Origin of the sequence: Histophilus somni, assembly GCF_014202395.1 — a bacterium.
In the GTDB taxonomy this organism is placed as follows: Bacteria; Pseudomonadota; Gammaproteobacteria; order Enterobacterales; family Pasteurellaceae; genus Histophilus; species Histophilus somni.
The window spans coordinates 17,182-38,412 of sequence record NZ_JACHGQ010000005.1 but is presented as its reverse complement, the minus strand read 5'-3'; the positions used below and the strand labels follow the sequence as shown (position 1 = coordinate 38,412).

20 protein-coding genes, 1 tRNA gene and 1 pseudogene are annotated in these 21,231 nt (G+C 36.6%); 16 read left to right on the top strand and 6 right to left on the bottom strand.

Annotation, left to right across the window (positions count from 1 at the left end; all coding sequences use genetic code 11):
* Positions 1–38: 38 nt before the first annotated feature.
* Positions 39–836, bottom strand: a complete 798-nt coding sequence (locus HNR69_RS04195) for a cytochrome C assembly family protein (protein ID WP_075293627.1) — start codon at positions 834–836, stop codon at positions 39–41.
* Between the two features lie 149 nt (positions 837–985).
* Here HNR69_RS04195 and ffh point away from each other — a divergent pair, with 149 nt between their 5' ends.
* A complete protein-coding gene (gene ffh, locus HNR69_RS04190; protein ID WP_075293626.1) occupies positions 986–2,362 on the top strand; it encodes a signal recognition particle protein in 1,377 nt (458 codons plus the stop codon).
* A 42-nt stretch (positions 2,363–2,404) separates the two neighbouring features.
* Here the strand turns inward: ffh and dauA are convergent, their stop codons facing one another.
* A complete protein-coding gene (dauA, locus tag HNR69_RS04185; protein ID WP_075293625.1) occupies positions 2,405–4,144 on the bottom strand; it encodes a C4-dicarboxylic acid transporter DauA in 1,740 nt (579 codons plus the stop codon).
* A gap of 138 nt (positions 4,145–4,282) precedes the next feature.
* Between dauA and HNR69_RS04180 the strand changes: the two genes are divergently transcribed.
* The 12 genes from HNR69_RS04180 (at position 4,283) to HNR69_RS04125 (ending at position 14,119) form a co-directional block, all read left to right on the top strand.
* Positions 4,283–4,372: transfer RNA gene (locus HNR69_RS04180), tRNA-Ser, on the top strand.
* A 259-nt stretch (positions 4,373–4,631) separates the two neighbouring features.
* Positions 4,632–5,492 (top strand): phosphoribosylaminoimidazolesuccinocarboxamide synthase, encoded by an 861-nt coding sequence (locus HNR69_RS04175; RefSeq protein ID WP_075294126.1) that lies wholly within the window; start codon positions 4,632–4,634, stop codon positions 5,490–5,492.
* 66 nt (positions 5,493–5,558) lie between these two features.
* The gene (locus HNR69_RS04170; protein ID WP_075294125.1) at positions 5,559–6,389 is read left to right on the top strand and encodes an SDR family oxidoreductase; all 831 of its coding nucleotides are present in this window, start codon (positions 5,559–5,561) and stop codon (positions 6,387–6,389) included.
* A gap of 92 nt (positions 6,390–6,481) precedes the next feature.
* Positions 6,482–7,816, top strand: a complete 1,335-nt coding sequence (argG, locus tag HNR69_RS04165) for an argininosuccinate synthase (RefSeq protein WP_011609516.1) — start codon at positions 6,482–6,484, stop codon at positions 7,814–7,816.
* A gap of 109 nt (positions 7,817–7,925) precedes the next feature.
* The gene (locus tag HNR69_RS04160) at positions 7,926–8,813 is read left to right on the top strand and encodes a VirK/YbjX family protein (RefSeq protein WP_075294124.1); all 888 of its coding nucleotides are present in this window, start codon (positions 7,926–7,928) and stop codon (positions 8,811–8,813) included.
* A gap of 83 nt (positions 8,814–8,896) precedes the next feature.
* The gene (gene fabZ, locus HNR69_RS04155) at positions 8,897–9,352 is read left to right on the top strand and encodes a 3-hydroxyacyl-ACP dehydratase FabZ (RefSeq protein ID WP_011609514.1); all 456 of its coding nucleotides are present in this window, start codon (positions 8,897–8,899) and stop codon (positions 9,350–9,352) included.
* A 13-nt stretch (positions 9,353–9,365) separates the two neighbouring features.
* Positions 9,366–10,154, top strand: coding sequence for an acyl-ACP--UDP-N-acetylglucosamine O-acyltransferase (gene lpxA, locus HNR69_RS04150; RefSeq protein WP_075294123.1), 789 nt, complete (start codon positions 9,366–9,368; stop codon positions 10,152–10,154).
* 81 nt (positions 10,155–10,235) lie between these two features.
* Positions 10,236–11,405, top strand: coding sequence for a lipid-A-disaccharide synthase (gene lpxB / locus HNR69_RS04145; protein ID WP_075294122.1), 1,170 nt, complete (start codon positions 10,236–10,238; stop codon positions 11,403–11,405).
* Positions 11,406–12,041, top strand: a complete 636-nt coding sequence (gene rnhB / locus HNR69_RS04140) for a ribonuclease HII (protein ID WP_011609511.1) — start codon at positions 11,406–11,408, stop codon at positions 12,039–12,041. It begins immediately after the preceding gene.
* A gap of 60 nt (positions 12,042–12,101) precedes the next feature.
* The gene (mog, locus tag HNR69_RS04135; RefSeq protein WP_011609510.1) at positions 12,102–12,686 is read left to right on the top strand and encodes a molybdopterin adenylyltransferase; all 585 of its coding nucleotides are present in this window, start codon (positions 12,102–12,104) and stop codon (positions 12,684–12,686) included.
* A gap of 42 nt (positions 12,687–12,728) precedes the next feature.
* Positions 12,729–13,067 (top strand): nitrogen regulatory protein P-II, encoded by a 339-nt coding sequence (gene glnB / locus HNR69_RS04130; protein ID WP_011609509.1) that lies wholly within the window; start codon positions 12,729–12,731, stop codon positions 13,065–13,067.
* On the top strand, positions 13,067–14,119 hold the full coding sequence (locus HNR69_RS04125; RefSeq protein WP_075294121.1) for an AI-2E family transporter: 1,053 nt from the start codon (positions 13,067–13,069) through the stop codon (positions 14,117–14,119). Before glnB ends, HNR69_RS04125 begins: the two co-directional genes overlap by 1 nt.
* Before the next feature lie 67 nt (positions 14,120–14,186).
* On the opposite strand, the gene prmB is transcribed toward HNR69_RS04125, so the two are convergent.
* On the bottom strand, positions 14,187–15,140 hold the full coding sequence (gene prmB / locus HNR69_RS04120; RefSeq protein ID WP_011609507.1) for a 50S ribosomal protein L3 N(5)-glutamine methyltransferase: 954 nt from the start codon (positions 15,138–15,140) through the stop codon (positions 14,187–14,189).
* Positions 15,141–15,218: 78 nt separating this feature from the next.
* On the opposite strand from prmB, the gene smrB reads away from it, so the two are divergent.
* The gene (gene smrB / locus HNR69_RS04115; RefSeq protein WP_075290544.1) at positions 15,219–15,725 is read left to right on the top strand and encodes an endonuclease SmrB; all 507 of its coding nucleotides are present in this window, start codon (positions 15,219–15,221) and stop codon (positions 15,723–15,725) included.
* 1 nt (position 15,726) lies between these two features.
* Here smrB and yccS read toward each other — a convergent pair whose 3' ends face one another.
* From yccS to HNR69_RS04100, 3 genes are read right to left on the bottom strand one after another with little or no spacing between them, the layout of a single operon-like run.
* Positions 15,727–17,892: a YccS family putative transporter gene (yccS, locus tag HNR69_RS04110; RefSeq protein ID WP_075290546.1), complete on the bottom strand. Its 2,166-nt coding sequence runs from the start codon at positions 17,890–17,892 to the stop codon at positions 15,727–15,729.
* Positions 17,893–17,916: 24 nt separating this feature from the next.
* Positions 17,917–18,375 carry a methylglyoxal synthase gene (mgsA, locus tag HNR69_RS04105; protein WP_011609504.1) on the bottom strand — a complete coding sequence of 153 codons (459 nt, stop codon included), beginning with the start codon at positions 18,373–18,375 and terminating at the stop codon, positions 17,917–17,919.
* Positions 18,376–18,426: 51 nt separating this feature from the next.
* A complete protein-coding gene (locus tag HNR69_RS04100; protein ID WP_075294120.1) occupies positions 18,427–19,080 on the bottom strand; it encodes a curli polymerization inhibitor CsgI-related protein in 654 nt (217 codons plus the stop codon).
* A 390-nt stretch (positions 19,081–19,470) separates the two neighbouring features.
* On the opposite strand from HNR69_RS04100, the gene HNR69_RS09690 reads away from it, so the two are divergent.
* Both HNR69_RS09690 and HNR69_RS09685 read left to right on the top strand, forming a co-directional pair.
* Positions 19,471–20,502, top strand: coding sequence for a ShlB/FhaC/HecB family hemolysin secretion/activation protein (locus tag HNR69_RS09690; protein WP_311735921.1), 1,032 nt, complete (start codon positions 19,471–19,473; stop codon positions 20,500–20,502).
* A gap of 17 nt (positions 20,503–20,519) precedes the next feature.
* Positions 20,520–21,215, top strand: a pseudogene (locus HNR69_RS09685) (ShlB/FhaC/HecB family hemolysin secretion/activation protein); the annotation flags it as partial.
* Positions 21,216–21,231: the final 16 nt, after the last annotated feature.

The window sequence follows — 21,231 nt, the reverse complement described above, 5'->3', positions numbered from 1 at the left end:
CATAATATTTTTACTTATGACAATGAGACCAAGACATTTTATAACTCTAAAATAACACGACTACCGAAATAAGCGACAGTGAGCAAGATCATACCTGAAATTGTATAAATAATCATTCTTTTTCCTCGCCAATATAATTTCCAATGTCCAAATAAAGCTATACCGAAAACAAACCAAGCTAAAAACGAAAAAATAGCTTTGGGAATATTATGAGCGGAGAAAAAATCAATTAATTGAATGCTACCGGAAATAAGTGTCAAAGTAAGTAATATTTGCCCGCTAAACAAAGAGCGAAAGAAATGTTTTTCAACGGTCATTAATGGAGGAACAGCCGGTGAGAAAGTTAATTTTTTACTTTTTAAGCTATTATCAATCCAGCGTAATTGAATGGCATACAACATAGCAATAAAACAAACGGAATATGCAAATAAAGATAAGGCAATATGGAATAATAAACTTGTATTTTGACTTAAATGATAAACCCAAATTTCAGGTAATAATGCTTGTAAAATTAAATTGATAATAGAAAAACAGTAAACTATAGGCAACAGAAACCAAAGTGTTTTTACTCGAGCCAAAATGGCAACAGTTGCAATAGCAGCAATCATGGCACTCACTAACGAGCAAATTTCAATTAACGTGAAATTATTACCTATGAACAAATGAATAAATAACTTATTTAACGCAATAAAATGGCTAATAATTGCGATGAGTGCGGTGACTAAAAAAGCCATTTTATTCAACTTAACTTCTTGACCGCCTTGCCCTAATAACATTGGCATGATTAATAAAATGCTAATTAAATAAAAAAAAGCTGAAATAACCGCAAACCACATAAATTTACCTTACACAATATATAATAATGGTTCTTATTCTAACTTATCCACTTGATAAAATCGCTATAAATTTCTTGCAAATGATGAAAATTTACCGAATTTCAGTATAATTAAAGCGGTAGTTTTTTCAAGAAAATATAGGATTAGAAATGTTTGAAAATTTATCGGATCGCTTGTCAAAAACCTTGCGTAATATTACCGGAAAAGGTCGTTTAACTGAAGATAATATTAAAGATACATTGCGTGAAGTCAGAATGGCGTTATTAGAGGCTGACGTTGCCTTACCTGTTGTCCGTGAATTTATTCATCAAGTCAAGGAACGAGCGATTGGCGAAGAAGTCAATAAAAGTCTTACGCCTGGACAAGAATTTCTCAAAATTGTCCAAACCGAATTAGAAAAAGCCATGGGGGTGGCAAATGAAAAACTCAATTTAGCCACTCAACCACCAGCTGTGATTTTAATGGCAGGTTTACAAGGTGCAGGAAAAACAACCTCCGTCGGTAAATTGGCGAAATTCCTAAAAGAGAACTACAAAAAGAAAATAATGGTAGTTTCTGTCGACGTCTATCGTCCAGCAGCAATTAAACAGTTGGAAACATTGGCTCAATCTATCGGCGTTGATTTTTATCCTTCCGATGTTTCACAAAAACCTGTTGAAATTGCACGTACTGCATTGGCTGAGGCAAAACTAAAATTCTATGATGTCCTAATTGTTGATACTGCCGGTCGTTTGCATGTAGATGACACAATGATGGAAGAAATTCAACAAATTCATACCGCACTTAATCCAATTGAGACCCTATTTACTGTCGATGCTATGACAGGTCAAGATGCAGCGAATACAGCAAAAGCATTTAATGAGGCATTACCACTGACGGGGATCATTTTAACGAAAGTTGACGGTGATGCTCGTGGTGGTGCGGCACTTTCTATTCGTCATATTACCGGAAAACCAATTAAATTCTTAGGTGTCGGTGAAAAAACCGATGCTCTTGAACCGTTCCATCCGGATCGTATTGCTTCTCGTATTTTAGGCATGGGTGATGTTCTTTCTTTGATTGAAGATTTACAACGTTCAGTCGATCAAGAAAAAGCAGAAAAAATGGCAAAAAAATTCAAGAAAGGAGATAGCTTTACTCTTGAAGATTTTCGTGAACAACTTATCGAAATGAAAAAAATGGGCGGAATGATGTCCATGCTGGAAAAACTGCCGGGTGCCAGAAATCTCCCTGATCATGTGAAAAATCAAGTGGATGATAAAATGTTCAATAAAATGGAGGCAATTATTAACTCCATGACCTTAAAAGAGCGGTCCAATCCAGATATTATCAAAGGTTCACGCCGACGCCGGATTGCATTGGGTTCAGGTACGCAAGTGCAAGATGTGAATAATCTGTTGAGACAGTTCAATGAAATGCAGCGTATGATGAAAAAAATGCGAAAAGGCGGTATGGCGAGAATGATGCGTGGCATGCAAGGCATGATGGGGGGATTAGGTGGATTAGGAAATATGTTTAGACGTTAATATCCACATATTTATAGGGCGAGTTGGATACTCGCCTTTCTTTTATTCAGTTTTTGTTAAATCTCTAATCTTGCGATAGACCACGTCCAAATTCGTACTAAAATGAATTTTATGTATTTCTTTCACTGTCTTAGATTTAACAATCGTTCTTAAGGGTTGGAACTGCATATTGCACATATGCAATTCTTGTGAAGGCAACATATGTTGGATAAAACGGGTCAAAGCATGAATTCCTCCAGCATCAAGCACAGTCACTGCATCACATTGCAATACAATATGTTTGATCTCTTTCCCTGTATGAGTAGTTTTTTCATGTAAGTCGGCAAACAAGTTATCCGCTGCGGCAAAAAAGAGCGGTCCGCTAATACGAAAAACTACGGTATCACACAGATCCTCAGGATGTGCAATTTCAAAAGATCTTGTCATTTCAGCAATAGTACGGATAAACAATAGACTTGCTAAAAGCACGCCAACGGTAATTGCAATTACCATGTCAAAAATGACAGTTAAAGTTAAACAAGTCAGCAAGACTGCAATTTCATTCAAACCTGATCGACGGATTAATTGAACAATTTGCCCAACGTTTGCCATATTCCAAGCAACCACAAGCAACAACGCAGACATAGAGGCAAGCGGTAAATAAGACAATGCTTTTGCAAAAAATAATAGAGAGAATAAAACTAATAAAGCATGTATCACACTGGAAATAGGTGACACCGCCCCTGATTTCACATTAGCCGCAGAACGAGCAATAGCTGCTGTTGCTGTAATCCCTCCTAAAAATGGTGCAACGATATTTCCTAACCCTTGAGCCAATAATTCATTATTAGAATGGTGCTTAGTACTAGTCATATTATCCAATATCACCGCACAAAGTAGAGATTCAATTGCACCTAATACTGCCATAGAAAATGCCGCCGGCAATAAGGCCTGCAAAGTATTGAAATCCCAATTGATCACTTCTCCATCAGCATTGGGAAAATTCCAAGGCAAAATAATTTCGGGTATGACATTCGGAATACCATATCCCGTACTACCGTCTGATAGGCTATAACTAAAAGAAGAGCCTATTGTTGCCACATCAAAGCCAAAATGAATCAATGCAATGGATAATAACGTACCGATAATAACAGCGGGCAGGTGACCGGGTATAGGTAAACGAAACTTATGCCATTTTGTCAGTAAAATTAGCGTTACAGTTCCGACTGCAGTATCAGCCCAATTAATTGTTGGAAGTGCGGTAAAAATTGCTTGCAATTTGCCAAGGTAATGTACCGGCATGGTGGCGACATTTAAGCCAAGAAAATCTTTAATTTGCAATGTCGCAATAACAATCCCAATTCCACAAGTAAAACCAAGCGTTACAGAGAGCGGAATATATTCAATCAAACGACCTAGACGAAAAAAAGCCATTAAAATTAAAATAATCCCTGACAATAGAGTTGCCATGAGTAACCCGCTTAACCCAAATTGCTGCGTCACAGGGTATAAAATCACCACAAATGCCGCTGTAGGGCCGGAAATATTAAAACGAGAGCCACCGGACAGAGCAATCACTATCCCAGCAACAATAGCGGTATATAAGCCGTGCTGAGGCGGTACACCGCTGGCAATAGCTAATGCCATGGACAAAGGAATAGCAATAACACCAACAGTAAGTCCTGCAATAATGTCCTTTATAAGATGCGACTTACCATAGCCAATTTTAAAGCTATCTTGCAGTGCACTAAAAGGACGAACAGCAAGAAAAATATTTTTAGTTAAAAACCACTTCTTCAACATATAAATTCCAACAGACAAGATGATAGAGAGAAGTATTGTAACTGAAATTTAAGCTAATAATTTGTTTTAGCACAAGAAAAATAAAAAATACTTGACTGAATTAGAAGAAATCTTTATATTTGCCGCCCTAACTTCAATGGTGAGATGTCCGAGTGGTTGAAGGAGCACGCCTGGAAAGCGTGTATGTGGGAAACTGCATCGGGGGTTCGAATCCCCCTCTCACCGCCATCTAACTGTAAAATAAAGTTTGTCTTGTAAAAAACAATTAAAAAATCAATAAGTTACCATTCCTTAATTGTTCACATTGTAAAATAATGTTTGTCATTGTAATCGCTTGATGTTCCCTTTTATGTTCCTTTTTTGAGAGCTAAAAAAGTAACAGCAACGTTATTTTTATGTAGAGCTAAAATCTATGTAAACGTTTGCTTAATGAAAGCGGGCTGCGGTAAAATAACCCGATTTTATTTAAAGCTAATAAGGTATTCATATGACACAGCTAAGTTTGAAAAAAATTTATTCGGGGAAAGTACGGGATCTCTATGAAATTGATGATAAACGCATGTTAATGGTTGCAACGGATCGTTTGTCGGCATTCGATGTAATTTTAGATGATCCTATTGATCGTAAAGGTGAAATTTTGACGCAGATTTCTAATTTTTGGTTCAAGAAATTAGCCCATATTATGCCAAATCATTTTACCGGTGAAACTGTTTACGATGTTTTACCTCAAGCCGAGGCAGATTTGGTTAAAGATCGTGCTGTTGTTTGCAAACGCCTTACTCCCATCAAAATTGAGAGTATCGTACGAGGCTATTTAACAGGATCGGGATTGAAAGATTATAAAGCCACTGGCACAATCTGCGGATTAAAATTGCCGGGAGGTTTGGTTGAGGCAAGTAAATTACCTGAGCCGATTTTTACACCTTCAAGTAAAGCAAAAGTAGGTGATCATGATATAAACATTAGCTATGCGGAATGTGAGCAATTAATTGGTGTTGAGCTTGCAAAGCAAGTACGGGAAAAAGCGATTTCACTTTATAAAGAGGCAGCGGAATATGCACTGACTAAAGGTATCATTATTTGTGATACGAAGTTTGAATTTGGTTTAGATGAAAATGGCGTATTAACCTTAATGGACGAAGTTTTAACGCCGGATTCAAGTCGTTTCTGGTCTGTGGAAACTTATCAAGAAGGCACTAATCCGCCGTCTTTCGACAAACAATTCGTGCGTGATTGGCTGGAAAAGAGTGGTTGGAATAAACAGGCTCCTGCACCTAAAGTCCCCGCTGATGTTATCCAAAAAACTGTTGATAAATATAAAGAGGTATTGGATTTATTAACAAAATAATTGGAAGTGCGGTGAAAATTTGTTAAATTTGACCGCACTTTTGCCATGAAATAAGTTTGAGATAATATGAGAGCTGTTTCAATCGTAGGGTTAGGGTGGTTAGGTTTAACACTTGCCCGTCATTTAAAAAATTTGGGTTGGAAAGTTAAAGGCACCAAACGCACACATGAAGGCGTGGAGCAAATGCGTTTAATTCGATTGGAAGCCTATCATCTGGAACTCACACCCGATATTAATGCTGATCCCGATGATCTAACAGCATTACTTTCTGTGGATGCTTTAGTTATCAATATTCCACCGAGTCAATATTTTTTTCATTTACAACACTACGTACAGGGCGTTAAAAACTTAGTGAATGAGGCATTGTTAAACGGTCTTCAACATATTATTTTTATCAGCTCAACCTCTGTATTTCCTGATGTTTCAGGCGAATTTGATGAACAAAGTCAGATTGTACCCCAGTCAGAAATGAGTAAAGCATTGCTTGAAATTGAGCAATGGCTGTTTGAGCTGAAAGATGTTGACTGCGATATTATTCGTTTTGGGGGACTTGTGGGCGAGGATCGTCATCCTGTTTATTCTTTAGCGGGAAAAGATGAATTATCAGCGGGGAATATGCCGATCAATTTGGTGCATGTTGATGATTGTGCAAGAGCTATTCAATTGTTATTGGAAACACCAAGTTCCCAGCGTTTATATCATTTGGTCGCACCGCAACATCCGACTCGAGCAGAATATTACTCACAGATAGCAGAAAAATTATCACTGGAAGCACCGCACTTTATTTGTTCGGAACAAGATCCAAGACGTGTTATTTTAGCGAATAAAATTTGCCGAGAGCTCAGTTTTGTTTATCAGTGTCCAGATCCTTATTTGATGTTATTTGAAAGAAAATAAAAAATATCCGATTTGCATTTTTAATCAAAAAAAATGCAATAATATGCAGAATTTATTCAAAAAAATCTATAATGCAAAAAAGAAGGTCATAAATGTCAAATACAATTTTACAACATCTTCCAATTGGTCAAAAAGTAGGCATTGCTTTTTCCGGTGGTTTGGATACCAGTGCAGCATTACTTTGGATGCGTCAAAAAGGCGCTGTACCTTATGCTTATACCGCCAATTTAGGTCAACCTGACGAAGAAGATTATAATGCTATTCCTCGTAAAGCAATGGAATATGGTGCAGAAAAAGCTCGTTTAATTGATTGCCGCAATCAGCTTGCTCATGAAGGTATTGCCGCTATTCAATGCGGAGCCTTTCATATTTCCACAGGCGGTGTAACGTATTTTAATACTACGCCTTTAGGTCGTGCGGTAACAGGTACCATGCTTGTTTCAGCTATGAAAGAAGATGATGTTAATATTTGGGGCGATGGTTCCACTTTCAAAGGCAATGATATTGAGCGTTTTTATCGCTACGGGTTATTAACTAATCCGAGTTTACGTATTTATAAACCTTGGTTGGATAATCAATTTATTGATGAGCTGGGTGGCCGTCAAGAAATGTCCGAGTTTTTAATCGCAAACGGGTTTGATTACAAAATGTCTGTTGAAAAAGCTTACTCGACGGATTCCAATATGTTAGGTGCTACTCATGAAGCAAAAGATTTAGAATATCTCAATAGCGGTATTCGTATTGTTAAGCCTATTATGGGTGTTGCCTTTTGGCGTGATGATGTAACTGTGAAAGCGGAAGAAGTGACGGTCGGATTTGAAGACGGTGTTCCTGTCACATTAAACGGTCAGTCTTTTTCAAGTGCGGTCGAACTCTTTTTAGAAGCCAATCGCATCGGCGGTCGTCATGGTCTGGGAATGTCCGATCAAATTGAAAATCGTATCATTGAAGCGAAAAGTCGTGGCATCTACGAAGCTCCGGGTATGGCGTTATTGCATATCGCCTATGAGCGTTTGGTTACGGCGATCCATAATGAAGATACTATTGAACAATATCGTATCAATGGGTTGCGTTTAGGGCGTTTATTATACCAAGGACGTTGGTTTGATCCGCAAGCATTGATGTTACGTGAAACAGCTCAACGTTGGGTAGCCCGTGCGGTAACCGGTGAAGTTACATTAGAATTACGCCGTGGTAACGATTATTCTATTTTAAATACAGTGTCACCGAATATGACTTATCATCCTGAACGTTTAAGTATGGAAAAAGTGGAAAATGCACCGTTTGATCCGTCCGATCGTATAGGTCAACTTACCATGCGTAATCTTGATATTACGGATACGCGTGATAAATTGGGTATTTATACACATACCGGATTACTGACTGTAGGTAAAGATTCAATGTTACCACAATTGGATAAAAAATAGTTTTTTTACACGCCGACATAGTTGACCGCACTTTTAAGTGCGGTTAGTTTTTGCTACAATTCCCCGTTTTAAAACAAGCAGGTTATACAAACGACGGATTCATCTGATAATGAAAAATTTATTTTCTTTTCCTTCTTTCTATCAGTTTTCTAATGAAAGACGTTTTTTAAAACGGTTAAGAACTCGTATTCGCTATTATTTTTATCGTTTAACTTGTTTTAAAGAATGTCAGATTTTTGTTACCTATTTAAATCATAATCCTCTTTGGATTGATATATTCACGAAAAGTTACAATCGTTGTGATGCTGTGCTTAGAAAGTATTGCGATAACCGTTTTAATAAAAAACAACGTGTACAAGCAATTATGGATAATTTTTCCGTAGCAGAACAAGTATTTGGGCGGTCTTTCTCACAACTGTTAGTTGAAAAAGATAAGGTTTTATTGGCTGAATTAACAGATGAGTTGGATTTGTATTTAGCAATTAATCAAATAGATCCTTTTGAGGGGTTTTTTGCGGTAAATATTCGCAATAAACAGGGTCAACGTATTTACGATGCCTCTTTTTCTTTTTTGGCAGGGAATAAATTATTGATCACGTCTGTGCAAGGACCTAGTGATGATAATTCACAAGAATTAATTAAATCGACAACGAAGCAATTACATGGTGTACGCCCAATGTTTATGTTGGTAAATGTGTATAAATTGTTAGCAAAAGAGCTGAATTATGAACTTTTAGGCATAGCACATAAAAATCAAGGAAAATATCGTTGGAACGACAATGCACGTTTGTTATTTAATTATGATGATTTTTGGCAAGAAAATAATGCACTTTTAAACCCTCAGGGCTATTGGCAATTACCTGTAGTTATTGAACGTAAGACGCTGGAAGATATTCAAAGTAAAAAGCGTTCCATGTATCGCAAGCGTTATGAAATGTTTGATTTTATTGAAAAAAATATAACTGAGATTTTTGGAAAAGAAAATTTGAATAAATAGACCGCTCTATTTGGTATTCAAGTTTTAAATGGCATATAATGAGTTGCTATTGATTTTTAGTTTGTTTTATTTAATTTAAAGGTATGACTGTGACAACTGAACGTATTGCAAGAATAATTGAATCAAAAGAAATTATGACACTTCTCCCTCATCGCTATCCGTTTTTATTGGTAGATCGTGTAACTGATTATGAAGAAGGGAAATGGTTAACCGCAATTAAAAATGTGAGTGTAAATGAACCTTGTTTTACAGGTCATTTCCCTGACCAACCTATTTTGCCGGGGGTATTAATTTTAGAAGCATTAGCACAAGCAATGGGGATTTTGGCGTTCAAAACTCACGAGTTAAGTAATAAAGAGCTATTTTATTTTGCCGGTGTGGATGAGGCACGTTTTAAACGTCCTATTTTACCGGGAGATCAAATGATGTTAAAAGTTGAAGTCATTAGGGAACGCCGTGGTATTACCGCTTTTACAGGTGTGGCGAGTGTAAATGGTGAAGTAGCTTGTGAAGCCAAATTAATGTGTGCTCGTAGATAATTAAGGAGCAAAAATGATTCATTCGACTGCAAAAATCCATCCTTCTTCTATTATCGAAGAAGGTGCAAAAATTGGTGAAAATGTTGTTATTGGTCCTTTTTGTATTGTGGGAAGCGATGTACAAATTGGTAAAGGTACCACGTTATATTCCCATGTTGTCGTGAAGGGAGTAACTACCATAGGGGAAGATAACCAAATTTTCCAATTTGCCAGCATTGGTGAAGTCAATCAAGATCTTAAATATCAAGGTGAACCAACGAAAACGATTATTGGTCATCGTAATCGTATTCGTGAAAGTGTGACTATTCATCGTGGGACAGTGCAAGGTGGTGGTGTAACTCGTATTGGTGATGACAACTTGTTGATGATTAATGCTCATATTGCACATGATTGTCAAATTGGAAATCGTTGCATTTTAGCCAATAATGCGACGTTAGCAGGACATGTTGAATTAGGTGATTTTGTTATTGTTGGCGGTATGTCAGCCATTCATCAATTTGTTATTGTTGGTGCACATGTAATGCTAGGTGGTGGTTCTATGGTAAGTCAAGATGTGCCGCCTTATGTAATGGCACAAGGCAATCATGCACGGCCTTTCGGAGTAAATATAGAGGGGCTAAAACGCCGTGGTTTTGATAAGCCGACACTACATGCAATTCGTAATGTGTATAAACTGATTTATCGCAGTGGCAAAACCCTTGAGGAAGTCATTCCTGAAATTGAAAATTATGCACAAACTGAAAGTGCGGTGAGTTTTTTCCTTGACTTTTTCACTCGATCAACACGTGGCATCATTCGTTAATGGGTAGCCTAAAATAATGTTGTAATAAAATAGGAATGAACCGCACTTTTTTTAAGTGCGGTTATTTTTTATGGTGTTTTTATGATAGATAAAAAAAATATAACAATTGGCATTGTCGCAGGCGAAGTATCCGGTGATATTCTCGGTGCAGGTCTTATTCGAGCGTTAAAAATACAATATCCACAGGCACGTTTTATTGGGATTGCCGGTAAAAACATGTTGGCTGAGGGGTGTAAAACGTTAGTTGATATGGAAGAAATTGCTGTCATGGGGTTGGTAGAAGTAATCAAGTATTTGCCTCGTTTGCTGAAAATTCGTCGTTTAGTCATTGATACTATGTTAGCGGAAAAGCCTGATATTTTTATTGGCATTGATGCACCGGATTTTAATTTGGATATAGAGTTAAAACTTAAAAAGCAAGGTATCAAGACGCTTCATTATGTTAGCCCCTCCGTTTGGGCGTGGCGACAAAAGCGTATTTTTAAAATTGCTCAAGCAACGAATTTGGTACTAGCTTTTTTGCCTTTTGAAAAAGCATTTTATGATCGTTTTAATGTGCCTTGTCGCTTTGTCGGGCATACTATGGCGGACATCATCGATTTGCAACCGGATCGCCAAGATGCTTGCTTCCAACTTAATCTGGAGCCAAAACATCGTTATGTGGCTATTTTAGTTGGAAGTCGAGAGGCAGAGGTTCAATTTTTAACTCCCCCCTTTTTACAAACGGCACAATTAATCAAGCAGCGTTTTCCCGATGTTCAATTTTTAGTGCCTTTGGTAAATGAAAAAAGACGTAAACAGTTTGAACAAATTAAAGCCCAAATTGCACCGCATTTAGAGGTCGTTTTTCTAGATGGGCAGGCACGCCAAGCGATGATTGTTGCTGAGGCTAGTTTACTTGCCTCTGGTACAGCGTCTTTAGAATGTATGCTATGTAAATCGCCAATGGTAGTGGGTTATAAAATGAAACCTTTTACTTACTTTCTTGCAAAGCGTTTAGTTAAAACAAAATATATTTCGTTACCAAATTTATTAGCAGATGACATGTTAGTGCCTGAAATGATTCAAGAGGATTGTACTGCTGAGAAATTAGCTGAAAAATTATCTGTTTATTTGGAGCAAACGGAAAGTGGGATTAAAAATCGTCAACATTTAATTCAACAATTTACTCAATTACATCAACTGATTCGATGCGATGCTGATAAGCAGGCGGCACAAGCAGTTATTGATTTATTAAATGATGAGGTATAAATGACGAATGCTTTTGTTTATCCGAATGTGGAATTCATTGCAGGCGTTGATGAGGTTGGTCGAGGACCTTTAGTGGGTGCCGTAGTGACGGCGGCGGTTATTTTAGATCCGCATAATCCAATTGAAGGGCTAAAAGATAGTAAAAAATTATCGGAAAAAAAGCGTTTGCTTTTGGCTGAAGAAATTAAACAAAAAGCGTTAGCTTGGAGTTTGGGACGGGCAGAACCGGCAGAGATTGATAAGTTAAATATCTTGCATGCCACTATGTTAGCAATGCAAAGAGCGGTAGAAAATTTGAAAATTCAACCGCACTTTGTATTGGTTGACGGTAACCGTATTCCTCAATTGCCGATGTCGGCACAAGCGGTGATAAAAGGCGATAGTCTGGTTGCTGAGATAAGTGCGGCATCAATTTTAGCAAAAGTTGCTCGAGACCAAGAGATGATAGAACTGGATAGACGTTATCCTGAGTACGCTTTTGCACAACATAAAGGTTATCCAACAAAATTACATTTGGAAAGATTAGCCCAATTCGGGGTATTGCCTGAATATCGTCGTAGTTTTGCACCGGTGAAAAAATTGTTATCAACTTTATTGTCAAAAAATCACGAGTACGTTTTCAAAATACAAAAATAAATATTATGTTAGTACCTGTTATTGAGTATAATGAGAACTCAGTTTTCAAAAGGAAATAATATGGCTACGCTTTTAAAAATTGGCTTAGTTTCAGTCTCTGATCGAGCATCACAAGGTGTCTATCAAGATCAAGGTATTCCGGAACTGCTTGAATGGTTAAAATCTGCTCTATGCGATCCGTTCGAAGTGGAAAGTCGCCTAATCCCCGATGAACAAACCTTAATTGAAAAAACACTTTGTGAATTAGTCGATGATTGCCATTGTCATTTGGTTTTAACTACAGGCGGTACCGGTCCTGTAAAACGAGATGTAACACCTGATGCAACTTTGGCTGTTGCCGATCGTGAAATGCCAGGATTCGGTGAGCAAATGCGTCAAGTGAGTTTGCATTTTGTGCCTACTGCGATTTTATCTCGTCAAGTTGGTGTTATTCGTAGAAATAGCCTTATTTTAAATTTACCCGGGCAACCCAAAGCAATTAAAGAAACGCTCGAAGGTGTTAAAGATGAACATGGTAACGTCATTGTGAAGGGGATTTTCAGTGCAGTACCTTATTGTTTGCAACTGATTGATGGGATTTATATTGATACAGATCCCAATGTAATTGAAAGTTTTAGACCGAAGTCGGCAAGACGTACTTTATAGTTGAAAAGTGCGGTAGCTTTTTTATTTTGTTTGAGGAAGATGATGAAAAAAATTGAAGCAATTATTAAACCTTTTAAATTAGATGATGTACGTGAAAGTTTAGCTGATATCGGTATTACCGGAATGACGGTAACGGAAGTGCGTGGTTTTGGTCGTCAGAAGGGACATACAGAGTTATACCGTGGTGCCGAATACATGGTAGACTTTTTACCAAAAGTCAAAATGGAGATTATTGTGCCTGATGAAATTGTCGAACAATGTATTGAGGCAATCATTGAAACCGCACAAACCGGTAAAATTGGTGACGGCAAAATTTTTGTGTATGATGTAAATCGTGTCATTCGTATTCGTACGAGAGAGGAAAATGAGGAAGCACTTTGATGTCTGAAAGAAATTCATCGCTAACTCAAGTGCTGGTTGCTTGTGCTGCAATTATCGTTATTTTAGGTGGCATTAAACTCGCCGGTGAGATTGTTGTGCCATTTCTATTATCGTTATTTATTGCGATTATTTGCTCACCTGTGGTGAATTTTATGACTAAACGGAAAATACCTCATTGGCTTGCGATTACTTTGCTTTTTGTATTAATTGTGGTGTTATTTTATTTTTTAGCCAGTTTAATTAGTAATACTGTTCAGGAGTTTACTCAATCTATTCCTCAATACAAGGTACTGTTGTCACAACGTTTAAATGATTTGTTAGCTTTTGCTCATCATTTTAATATTCCTTTATTTTTTTCTACCGATAGTATTAATGATGATTTTGATCCTAGCATTATCATGAAATTTGTCAGTCGTTTTTTGTTGAGCTTCTCGAATGTGGTAACAAATATTTTTGTGTTGTTTTTGATAGTTGTCTTTATGCTTGCTGAAGCACCTACTGTAAAGCAAAAATTTACTAAATTAATCGTTACTGAAAATACTGTTACTCAACAAAATTATATTGAACGTATTCTACAAGGCGTTATCGGCTATTTAGGCGTAAAAACGATTACTAGTGTGATGACTGGATTGTGCATTTACTTTGTTTTATCCGTCCTTGATATTCAATATGCTATTTTATGGGCTACCTTGGTCTTCTTATTGAATTATATTCCTAATATAGGATCTATCATTGCGGCAGTCCCTGTTATTGTGCAAAGTTTTTTATTAAATGGATTTATCACGGGTTTAGTTGTCAGTATTGCATTTATTCTGATTAATACTGTGGTTGGTAACGTTTTAGAACCTAAGATGATGGGCAGAAAATTGGGACTATCGACTTTAATTGTTTTTCTATCACTTTTATTTTGGGGTTGGTTATTAGGAACAGTAGGAATGTTGCTTTCAGTTCCTCTAACAATGGGATTAAAAATTGCATTAGAGGCAAGTCCAAATACAATCAAATATGCTGAGTTATTAGGTGATGTAAGCGATGTGAAAAATGTTAAATGACGAAAATTTATTTTTTATTTGACGCAATATCTACAAAAGGCATCTTTCTTTTCAGATGCCTTTTATCTTATAAAAACTTCTTTTTGTACTTTACTAAGTCTTTTTTATGTAGTGCAAAGACGCCTATTCCGCCATTTCTTAATTCTAACCATTGGAAAGGCACCTCCGGGAATTGTTCGATTAAATGAACCATACTATTGCCAACTTCACAAATGAGTATTCCATTATCAGTAAGATAGTCAGCAGAATTTGCCAAAATTTCTTTAGTAATAGTCAGTCCGTCAATTCCGGAGCCTAAAGCCATTTCCGGCTCATGATGAAATTCTATAGGCATATCCTGCAAATCTTCTTCATCCACATAAGGTGGGTTTGTGATAATCAAATCATATTGATCGAGCGGTAAATTTTTGAATAAATCTGACTGAATAGGGAATACACGATGGGTGAGGTTATGACGTTCGATATTGATTTCAGCAACATTTAATGCGTCAATAGATAAATCAACCGCATCAACTTCTGCATGGGTAAATTGTTCTGCACAAGCAATAGCAATACAGCCACTTCCAGTACAAAGATCTAAAATTCTGATTGGGTCTTGTTGGAGTAACCCTTTGAATTTATTCGTGATTAAAGCACTGATTGGTGAACGAGGAATAATAACACGTTCATCTACATAAAATTCTAATCCACAGAACCATGCACTATTAGTTAAATAGGCGATAGGTAAACGTTGCTCAATTCTAGCAATAACTAATTGAATGAGTGAATTTTTCTCTGAAGTCGTGAGTGCTGAATTATAAAGTTTTTCGGGAAAATCTAGGGGGAGGTGTAATCCGGTTAAAATGAGCTGAAGACTTTCATCCCAAGCATTATCATAACCATGCCCATAATAAATATCTGAACGGTTAAAAATGCTATAGGTCCATCTGAGAAAATCTTGTATTGTATGTAGGCTGTTCTGAACCTGATCTGTTAAAATGCAATCTACAAGTTCTTGGTTAAATTGATTTATGGTACTCATATTAAATTTCTCAAGCAAATAAACGATGTAGTTATACCATAGTTATTCATAATGGGTAAGTTAAAAATAGGGAAAAACATGTTGAATGATGAAGATATAGAACTTTTTCATCGTGAAATTCAAGGAGCAAAAAAGATAGAACAGAATATTTTTATTGCACCACGTCATCGAAATTTAAAGAATAAAGTTAAGATTCGCAATGTTCGAGAAAAAGAAGATACATTATTTTTCTTTTCAGATGAATATGAACCTTTATTAGATGAAGAAAGTGCGGTGAAATATTTACGTCCACATGAAGATCGTTATTTGTTAAAACAATTACGCCGTGGTGATTTTTCACCTGAACTTTTTTTAGATTTACATGGTTTGACACGTAAAGAGGCAAAAATTGAGCTGGCAAGCCTTATTCATGCCTGTGAAAAGGAGCATGTTTATTGTGCTTGCATTATGACGGGATATGGAACTTATACGTTAAAGCAACAAATTCCTCGTTGGTTAGTGCAGCATCCAAAAGTGAGAGCTTTACATCAAGCACCAAGGGAATGGGGAGGCGATGCTGCAATTTTGGTATTGCTGGACGTTTAAATTATTTATTAGTATCAAGTTTAGATGTACGTTGATTTTGCCTAAAAGCCGTATAAAGTGCGGGTAATATTTGGTTAATCAGATTAAGTTGTTGCAATGGAATTGCGACTTCATTTCGATTGAACTGATCAGCATGTTCATCACTAAATTGTTTTAAAGAAAACTCAATATTTAGCAATAATTTTTCAAAATTATCTCGTTCTAAAGTTTCAATATGCTCAAGGACATGAAGTAATTTTTTGGCGATAGGATAAAACTCCCCTAAAAACACCGCACTTTGCTGAATTTTCTGCATATTTTTTCTATATGCACCTAAAGCAGAAATATAACTCAGTAGCGAATAGTTAATTTTGACTAGTTCAAATCCTTCTTGCAAATAGGCTTGATATTTTTTAGGTTCGCTATTCATGTTTGATAGGGTTGTACTTAATGCGGTTGCATATTCATGTGCTTGCCGTCTGGCAATACGATATTTTAGCGGATCACCTTTGCCGAATAATAGTTGGCTAATGATATATAAAAAGTATTTAGCATTAGCTTTTATCGCTTGTTTTATCACTTTATTTAGTTGTAGATATTTCCAATCCGGCCATAAATAAGAAACAGCACTCCAAGCAATAAAGCTGCCTATTAATGTGTCGGTTAAGCGAGATAATAGAGCGTTATTTAAATCAAATCTCATGATATTAAAGCTAATTAAGACTTGTAGTGTAATAAAAAAAGTAGAGTAGCTATAATTATTGCTACGGAAAAAGAAAAACAATGTACTAGTGACGACAACTAAACCTAATTGCAATTCTAAAGTTGGATGTATGTAAGGCAATAGAGAACCGATTACCACGCCAAGAATTGTACCAATGATACGTTGTTTTAATCTTAACTTAGTCGCCGAATAATTAGGTTGGCATACGAAAACAGCAGTAAGTAAGATCCAATAACCTAATTGCAAATTAAATATTTCTACTAAACTACAGCTAACAAAAACAATGATGGATAGGCGTATTGCATGGCGAAAAAGTTGTGATTCAAAGGTAAAATGACTACAAATTGTACGCCACATATTTTTTAAACCAATGATCTGCTCTGTATATATTTGCGTTCCTTCAGATCGTTCATTTGTATTTTCCGAATATTGATCCATATGGTGTAATTGCCAATTAACTGCCTGTAAATTGTCGATTAATGTTTTAATGGCAAGTCGTTGTAATTGATTTAAGTGACTGTTTTGATAATGTATTTCAAACGACTGATTAATACCTAAAATCGCTTGTTCCAAACGAGGATTGTACGAATAGGATTTATTGTATTGCAGACTATGAGCAATTTCACGACAAGATTGTGCTTGTAGCTCTAATAAGCGTTGGATACGAAAAATAAGATCCGTATTTTTTAATTGCTCTGATAATTGTTGATAATTAAAATGACTTGAATTAATTCGTTCATGAATATCTTGTGCAGCAAAATAATATTTAATCATTTTTGTCGTACGGCGATGTTTATGTTGTCCACGAATGCGATGAAATAATGCTGTACGACAAGCGTTAAAGGCAGTAATTAAATTACCGTTTTTCATGGCAAGAATGACACGTTTATTTTCTAATTGTTCAATATCATCAGGATCAAAAAAAAGTGATTTTGTGTCTAAATATTCTGATAAAGCAAGAAAAGCTTTTGTCATATTTTCTTGTACAGGGCGATTTGGAAACATTAAATGAACAAAAACCGTGCATAAACTATAAAGTAATGTGCCACATAAAATTAAAATAGGGTTGATATACCAAGAAACATTTGGTGTATAAGTTAATGTTGTATAAAGAGCTACAACGAGTGTACCGAAAGCAATAGTGCTATAACTTTGCCCTATAGCACCAACCATGGTAAATAAAAAGGTAAGAGCGGTCATTAATAACAAATATTCAATTCCATGCCCTAAGGTGAGTTGTACACTAAGAGAGGAAATAGAAAAAGCAATTAATGTATAAAATACATATTTAAGTCGTCCTGTTAATCTATTATCCAAATCAACCAGTCCGCCTGCAATAATACCTAAAATTAATGGCATAGACTGTTCGGAAATATTTAGTTTCCAAATAGAGAATGTCACTATATTTACTGCTAAAAAAACAGGAATGGAGAGAATGATTTTTGTATTAATCCAAGGGGGCATTTTATATTTTTTCTAAACTTTTTATTATTTTAACCGCTCTTTTAAGTAACCTTGATAGTCCGGAATACGAATTTCAGTTTCTTGTTGGAATGCAGGAGAACTAATTAAAAAATCAGCAGTAGCAATATTCATCGCAACAGGAATGTTCCAAACAGTTGCAATACGCATTAAGGCTTTGACATCAGGATCATGAGGAACTGCATTCATTGGATCCCAAAAGAATATCAGCAAGTCAATTTTGCCTTCTGCAATTAAGCCACCCAACTGTTGATCTCCTCCCATAGGACCGCTAAGTAAATTTTTGATTTCTAAATTCGTTTCTTGATGAATTAAATTTCCAGTTGTCCCCGTTGCATAAAGAATATGAGGTTGAAGTAAAGTGCGGTTAGTTTGACACCATTGTATCAAATCTTGTTTGCAGTGATCGTGTGCAACCAAAGCAATTTTTTTGTTTTTTGTCAATTTGCGATAGGTGGTTTGCATAATGATAGTCCTTAATAAAAAAGTGAGCTTAGGCCCACTTTTGAGATAAAATTATTTTTGGTTTTTTGCCCAATTGAGGAAGCGAACTTGAGTTTCTTTGTCGGCTTGTTGAAACCAGAACTGTAATTGTTGCTCCGCAATATTTTCACCTTGCACGACGACTTTTCCTTTTTGTGCTTTAGTAAATCCGAGAGCAACAGCAGGCATTGCCGTTGCAAAGCTGGAAACTGAAGCAACAGAACCGGATGCATTATATTCAGATAATGTATCAATTAGGTTAGCCCCTGGAAGGAAACCTTCTTGCTTCAATATTTCTTGTTTTGTCGCAATTATTTTTCCGCTATTTGTTTTGACGATGACAGACGGTGAATCTTTAAAATTTTTAATATCTCGTTCATTTTCCAGTTTAGGGGCTGAGATAACTACGTCTTCGTTTGTGCCTTGAAATGTAACAACAATAGGATCTGATTCATATAAAGAACGATCTGAGCCATGACGAACAATTTCTGAAACACGAACGACGACTTGGTGAGTTTGCGATTCATTGATATTAAATGATTTAGTAGATTTTAATAGATCTTTATTAGCTTTTTGTCCATCAATAGCTAAGAAATCTATGTTTGATGAACTGGTTACTATACCGGCAAAAGCTGCTGTACTTGTTAATAGCATTGCACTTGCAAGTGCTGCAAAAGAAAATTTCATAATTGCTCCTATAGCCTCAGGAAATATAATATAAACTTATCCGCTTTTAGAAAAAGCTAACCCTGTATCCTATTCCAAATTAAATAAAATGGGAATAGAAAAAACTCGATTATTTGATTTTTTTCTATTTTTGTAGTGAATAAGTAAAAAAAGAAAGCAAATTTACTTCTTAGTTTTTTTTCATTTAGTATATTCGAGAAGAAATTTTGACGCTGTGGAAAACCGAATCATAAATGTTCGAATCACGATAGATAGCCATTCTCAAATAAACCAACTATATAGTCCCTGATTGATCAACCCGCTTTACTTTTTATTCATTTTCGAATAGACTGCCTGAAGATGCAATTTCTCATTGATTCGTACGATTTCTTCATTTCTGTAGGGCTACATATGAAAAAAATGTCGGTATTAATTTGGCTTTGCGGTTTTTCATCATTATTGTCGGCGGTAGAACGACCGCTCCTCCAATTAAATCGTATTGATTCCCAACAGCAACAACGCCAAAAGGAACAAATTCAACAGCAAAGTGAACGACTTCGTTCCGATCCCGATGTGAGAATGGAAATTTCTTCAGAAAAACCTACCGCACTTCCCTTTAATGAATCTCCTTGCTATCCCATTCAACATCTTTCCATTGTAGATTATTCCTCCGATAACAAGACAAAACCTAGCCAATTTCAATGGGCACTGAATAAAGCTGTTACGCAATTAAACCTCCAATTACCGCATTGTTTCGGAACTCAAGGGCTAGGGATTTTGATGAAACAGGTGCAAAATAATGTGATTGAACGAGGCTATATCACAACCAGAGTGGTTGCCGGCGAACAAAATTTAACGCAAGGCGTATTTTCTTTAACGGTTATTCCCGGTCAAGTTCGCCATACGATTATTGCCGATGTAAGTAGTCTCCCTTGGTTTAGTAAACTGACAGCTAAAACCGCATTGGCATTTAAACAGGGAGATTTAGTTAATATCCGTGATATTGAACAATCCTTGGAAAATCTCAAACGTGTGCCAACTGCAGATGCCAATATCGACATTCTTCCGGCTGATAACAGTTCAGCATTCGGTGAAAGTGATATTAAAATCACCTATCAACAGCGGTTTCCATTCCGATTTAGCTTAAATTTAGATGATTCGGGTTCAACATCTACGGGGAAATGGCAAGGCTCTGCCACCCTTTCGTGGGATAATCTTTTTTCTGCCAATGATTTATTCTATACCACTTTCACACATAGCTTAAAACGTCACAGCGATAATTCGGGGCGTCGAGCAACGAGAAACTATGGCTTCTATTATTCTGTTCCTTTGGGTTATTGGGCACTCTCCACCTCATTGTATAAAACAGATTATCATCAAGATGTTTTTGGGCGTTTGATAATACTTACCTCTATGCTGGGCGTAGTGAAACAACCAATTTAAATCTTGCCTATCGTCTTTATCGAGATGCGGTACGTAAAACCACGATTTCAGGCGGGTTTTGGTCTCGCCACTCGAAAAACTACATTGATGATGCTGAAATTGATGTTCAACGTCGCCGAATGGCTGGTTGGCAACTCAAGCTTAGCCATATTGAATATATTAAGGCAGTAACACTGAAGCTTTCTCTAGGATTTAAATGGGGAACAGGTGTAGGTCGCACCATAGCGGCACCGGAAGAATATTGGGGAAACGGTAATTCTCGTCCTAAAATTATTACCGCCTCGGTAGACGTTAATTATCCTTTCTATATGGGGAAGCAACCCTTGGCATTTAATACGAATTGGTCCGCGCAATGGAATAAAACCCCTCTTATTCAACAAGATAGATTGAGCATTGGTGGGCGTTATACGGTGCGTGGATTTGACGGTGAGCTTACCTTATCGGGCGAGCGAGGTTGGCTATGGCGTAATGAACTCAGTTGGAATATTGCAAATAAAGGACATTGGGTTTACTTAGCCTTAGATGGCGGTAGAGTGATGGGACGTAGTGATGGAATACGATTAGGGCATCATTTAATGGGGACAGTTTTAGGTCTGCGTGGTAGTTGGACGCATTTTTATTATGATGTATTTATTGGACGGCCATTAAGCAAGCCGAGCGGTTTTAGAACATCGCATACCGTAACCGGCTTTAATATCGGCTTAACCTTTTAATTTAGTGCATTAGGCT

What these genes read in the sequence shown, in the direction of transcription:
- HNR69_RS04195 (WP_075293627.1), bottom strand. Translation starts at nt 836, where the DNA reads ATGTGGTTTGCGGTTATTTCAGCTTTTTTTTATTTAATTAGCATTTTA.
- ffh (WP_075293626.1), top strand. Translation starts at nt 986, where the DNA reads ATGTTTGAAAATTTATCGGATCGCTTGTCAAAAACCTTGCGTAATATT.
- dauA (WP_075293625.1), bottom strand. Translation starts at nt 4,144, where the DNA reads ATGTTGAAGAAGTGGTTTTTAACTAAAAATATTTTTCTTGCTGTTCGT.
- HNR69_RS04175 (WP_075294126.1), top strand. Translation starts at nt 4,632, where the DNA reads ATGACACAGCTAAGTTTGAAAAAAATTTATTCGGGGAAAGTACGGGAT.
- HNR69_RS04170 (WP_075294125.1), top strand. Translation starts at nt 5,559, where the DNA reads ATGAGAGCTGTTTCAATCGTAGGGTTAGGGTGGTTAGGTTTAACACTT.
- argG (WP_011609516.1), top strand. Translation starts at nt 6,482, where the DNA reads ATGTCAAATACAATTTTACAACATCTTCCAATTGGTCAAAAAGTAGGC.
- HNR69_RS04160 (WP_075294124.1), top strand. Translation starts at nt 7,926, where the DNA reads ATGAAAAATTTATTTTCTTTTCCTTCTTTCTATCAGTTTTCTAATGAA.
- fabZ (WP_011609514.1), top strand. Translation starts at nt 8,897, where the DNA reads ATGACTGTGACAACTGAACGTATTGCAAGAATAATTGAATCAAAAGAA.
- lpxA (WP_075294123.1), top strand. Translation starts at nt 9,366, where the DNA reads ATGATTCATTCGACTGCAAAAATCCATCCTTCTTCTATTATCGAAGAA.
- lpxB (WP_075294122.1), top strand. Translation starts at nt 10,236, where the DNA reads ATGATAGATAAAAAAAATATAACAATTGGCATTGTCGCAGGCGAAGTA.
- rnhB (WP_011609511.1), top strand. Translation starts at nt 11,406, where the DNA reads ATGACGAATGCTTTTGTTTATCCGAATGTGGAATTCATTGCAGGCGTT.
- mog (WP_011609510.1), top strand. Translation starts at nt 12,102, where the DNA reads ATGGCTACGCTTTTAAAAATTGGCTTAGTTTCAGTCTCTGATCGAGCA.
- glnB (WP_011609509.1), top strand. Translation starts at nt 12,729, where the DNA reads ATGAAAAAAATTGAAGCAATTATTAAACCTTTTAAATTAGATGATGTA.
- HNR69_RS04125 (WP_075294121.1), top strand. Translation starts at nt 13,067, where the DNA reads ATGTCTGAAAGAAATTCATCGCTAACTCAAGTGCTGGTTGCTTGTGCT.
- prmB (WP_011609507.1), bottom strand. Translation starts at nt 15,140, where the DNA reads ATGAGTACCATAAATCAATTTAACCAAGAACTTGTAGATTGCATTTTA.
- smrB (WP_075290544.1), top strand. Translation starts at nt 15,219, where the DNA reads ATGTTGAATGATGAAGATATAGAACTTTTTCATCGTGAAATTCAAGGA.
- yccS (WP_075290546.1), bottom strand. Translation starts at nt 17,892, where the DNA reads ATGCCCCCTTGGATTAATACAAAAATCATTCTCTCCATTCCTGTTTTT.
- mgsA (WP_011609504.1), bottom strand. Translation starts at nt 18,375, where the DNA reads ATGCAAACCACCTATCGCAAATTGACAAAAAACAAAAAAATTGCTTTG.
- HNR69_RS04100 (WP_075294120.1), bottom strand. Translation starts at nt 19,080, where the DNA reads ATGAAATTTTCTTTTGCAGCACTTGCAAGTGCAATGCTATTAACAAGT.
- HNR69_RS09690 (WP_311735921.1), top strand. Translation starts at nt 19,471, where the DNA reads ATGAAAAAAATGTCGGTATTAATTTGGCTTTGCGGTTTTTCATCATTA.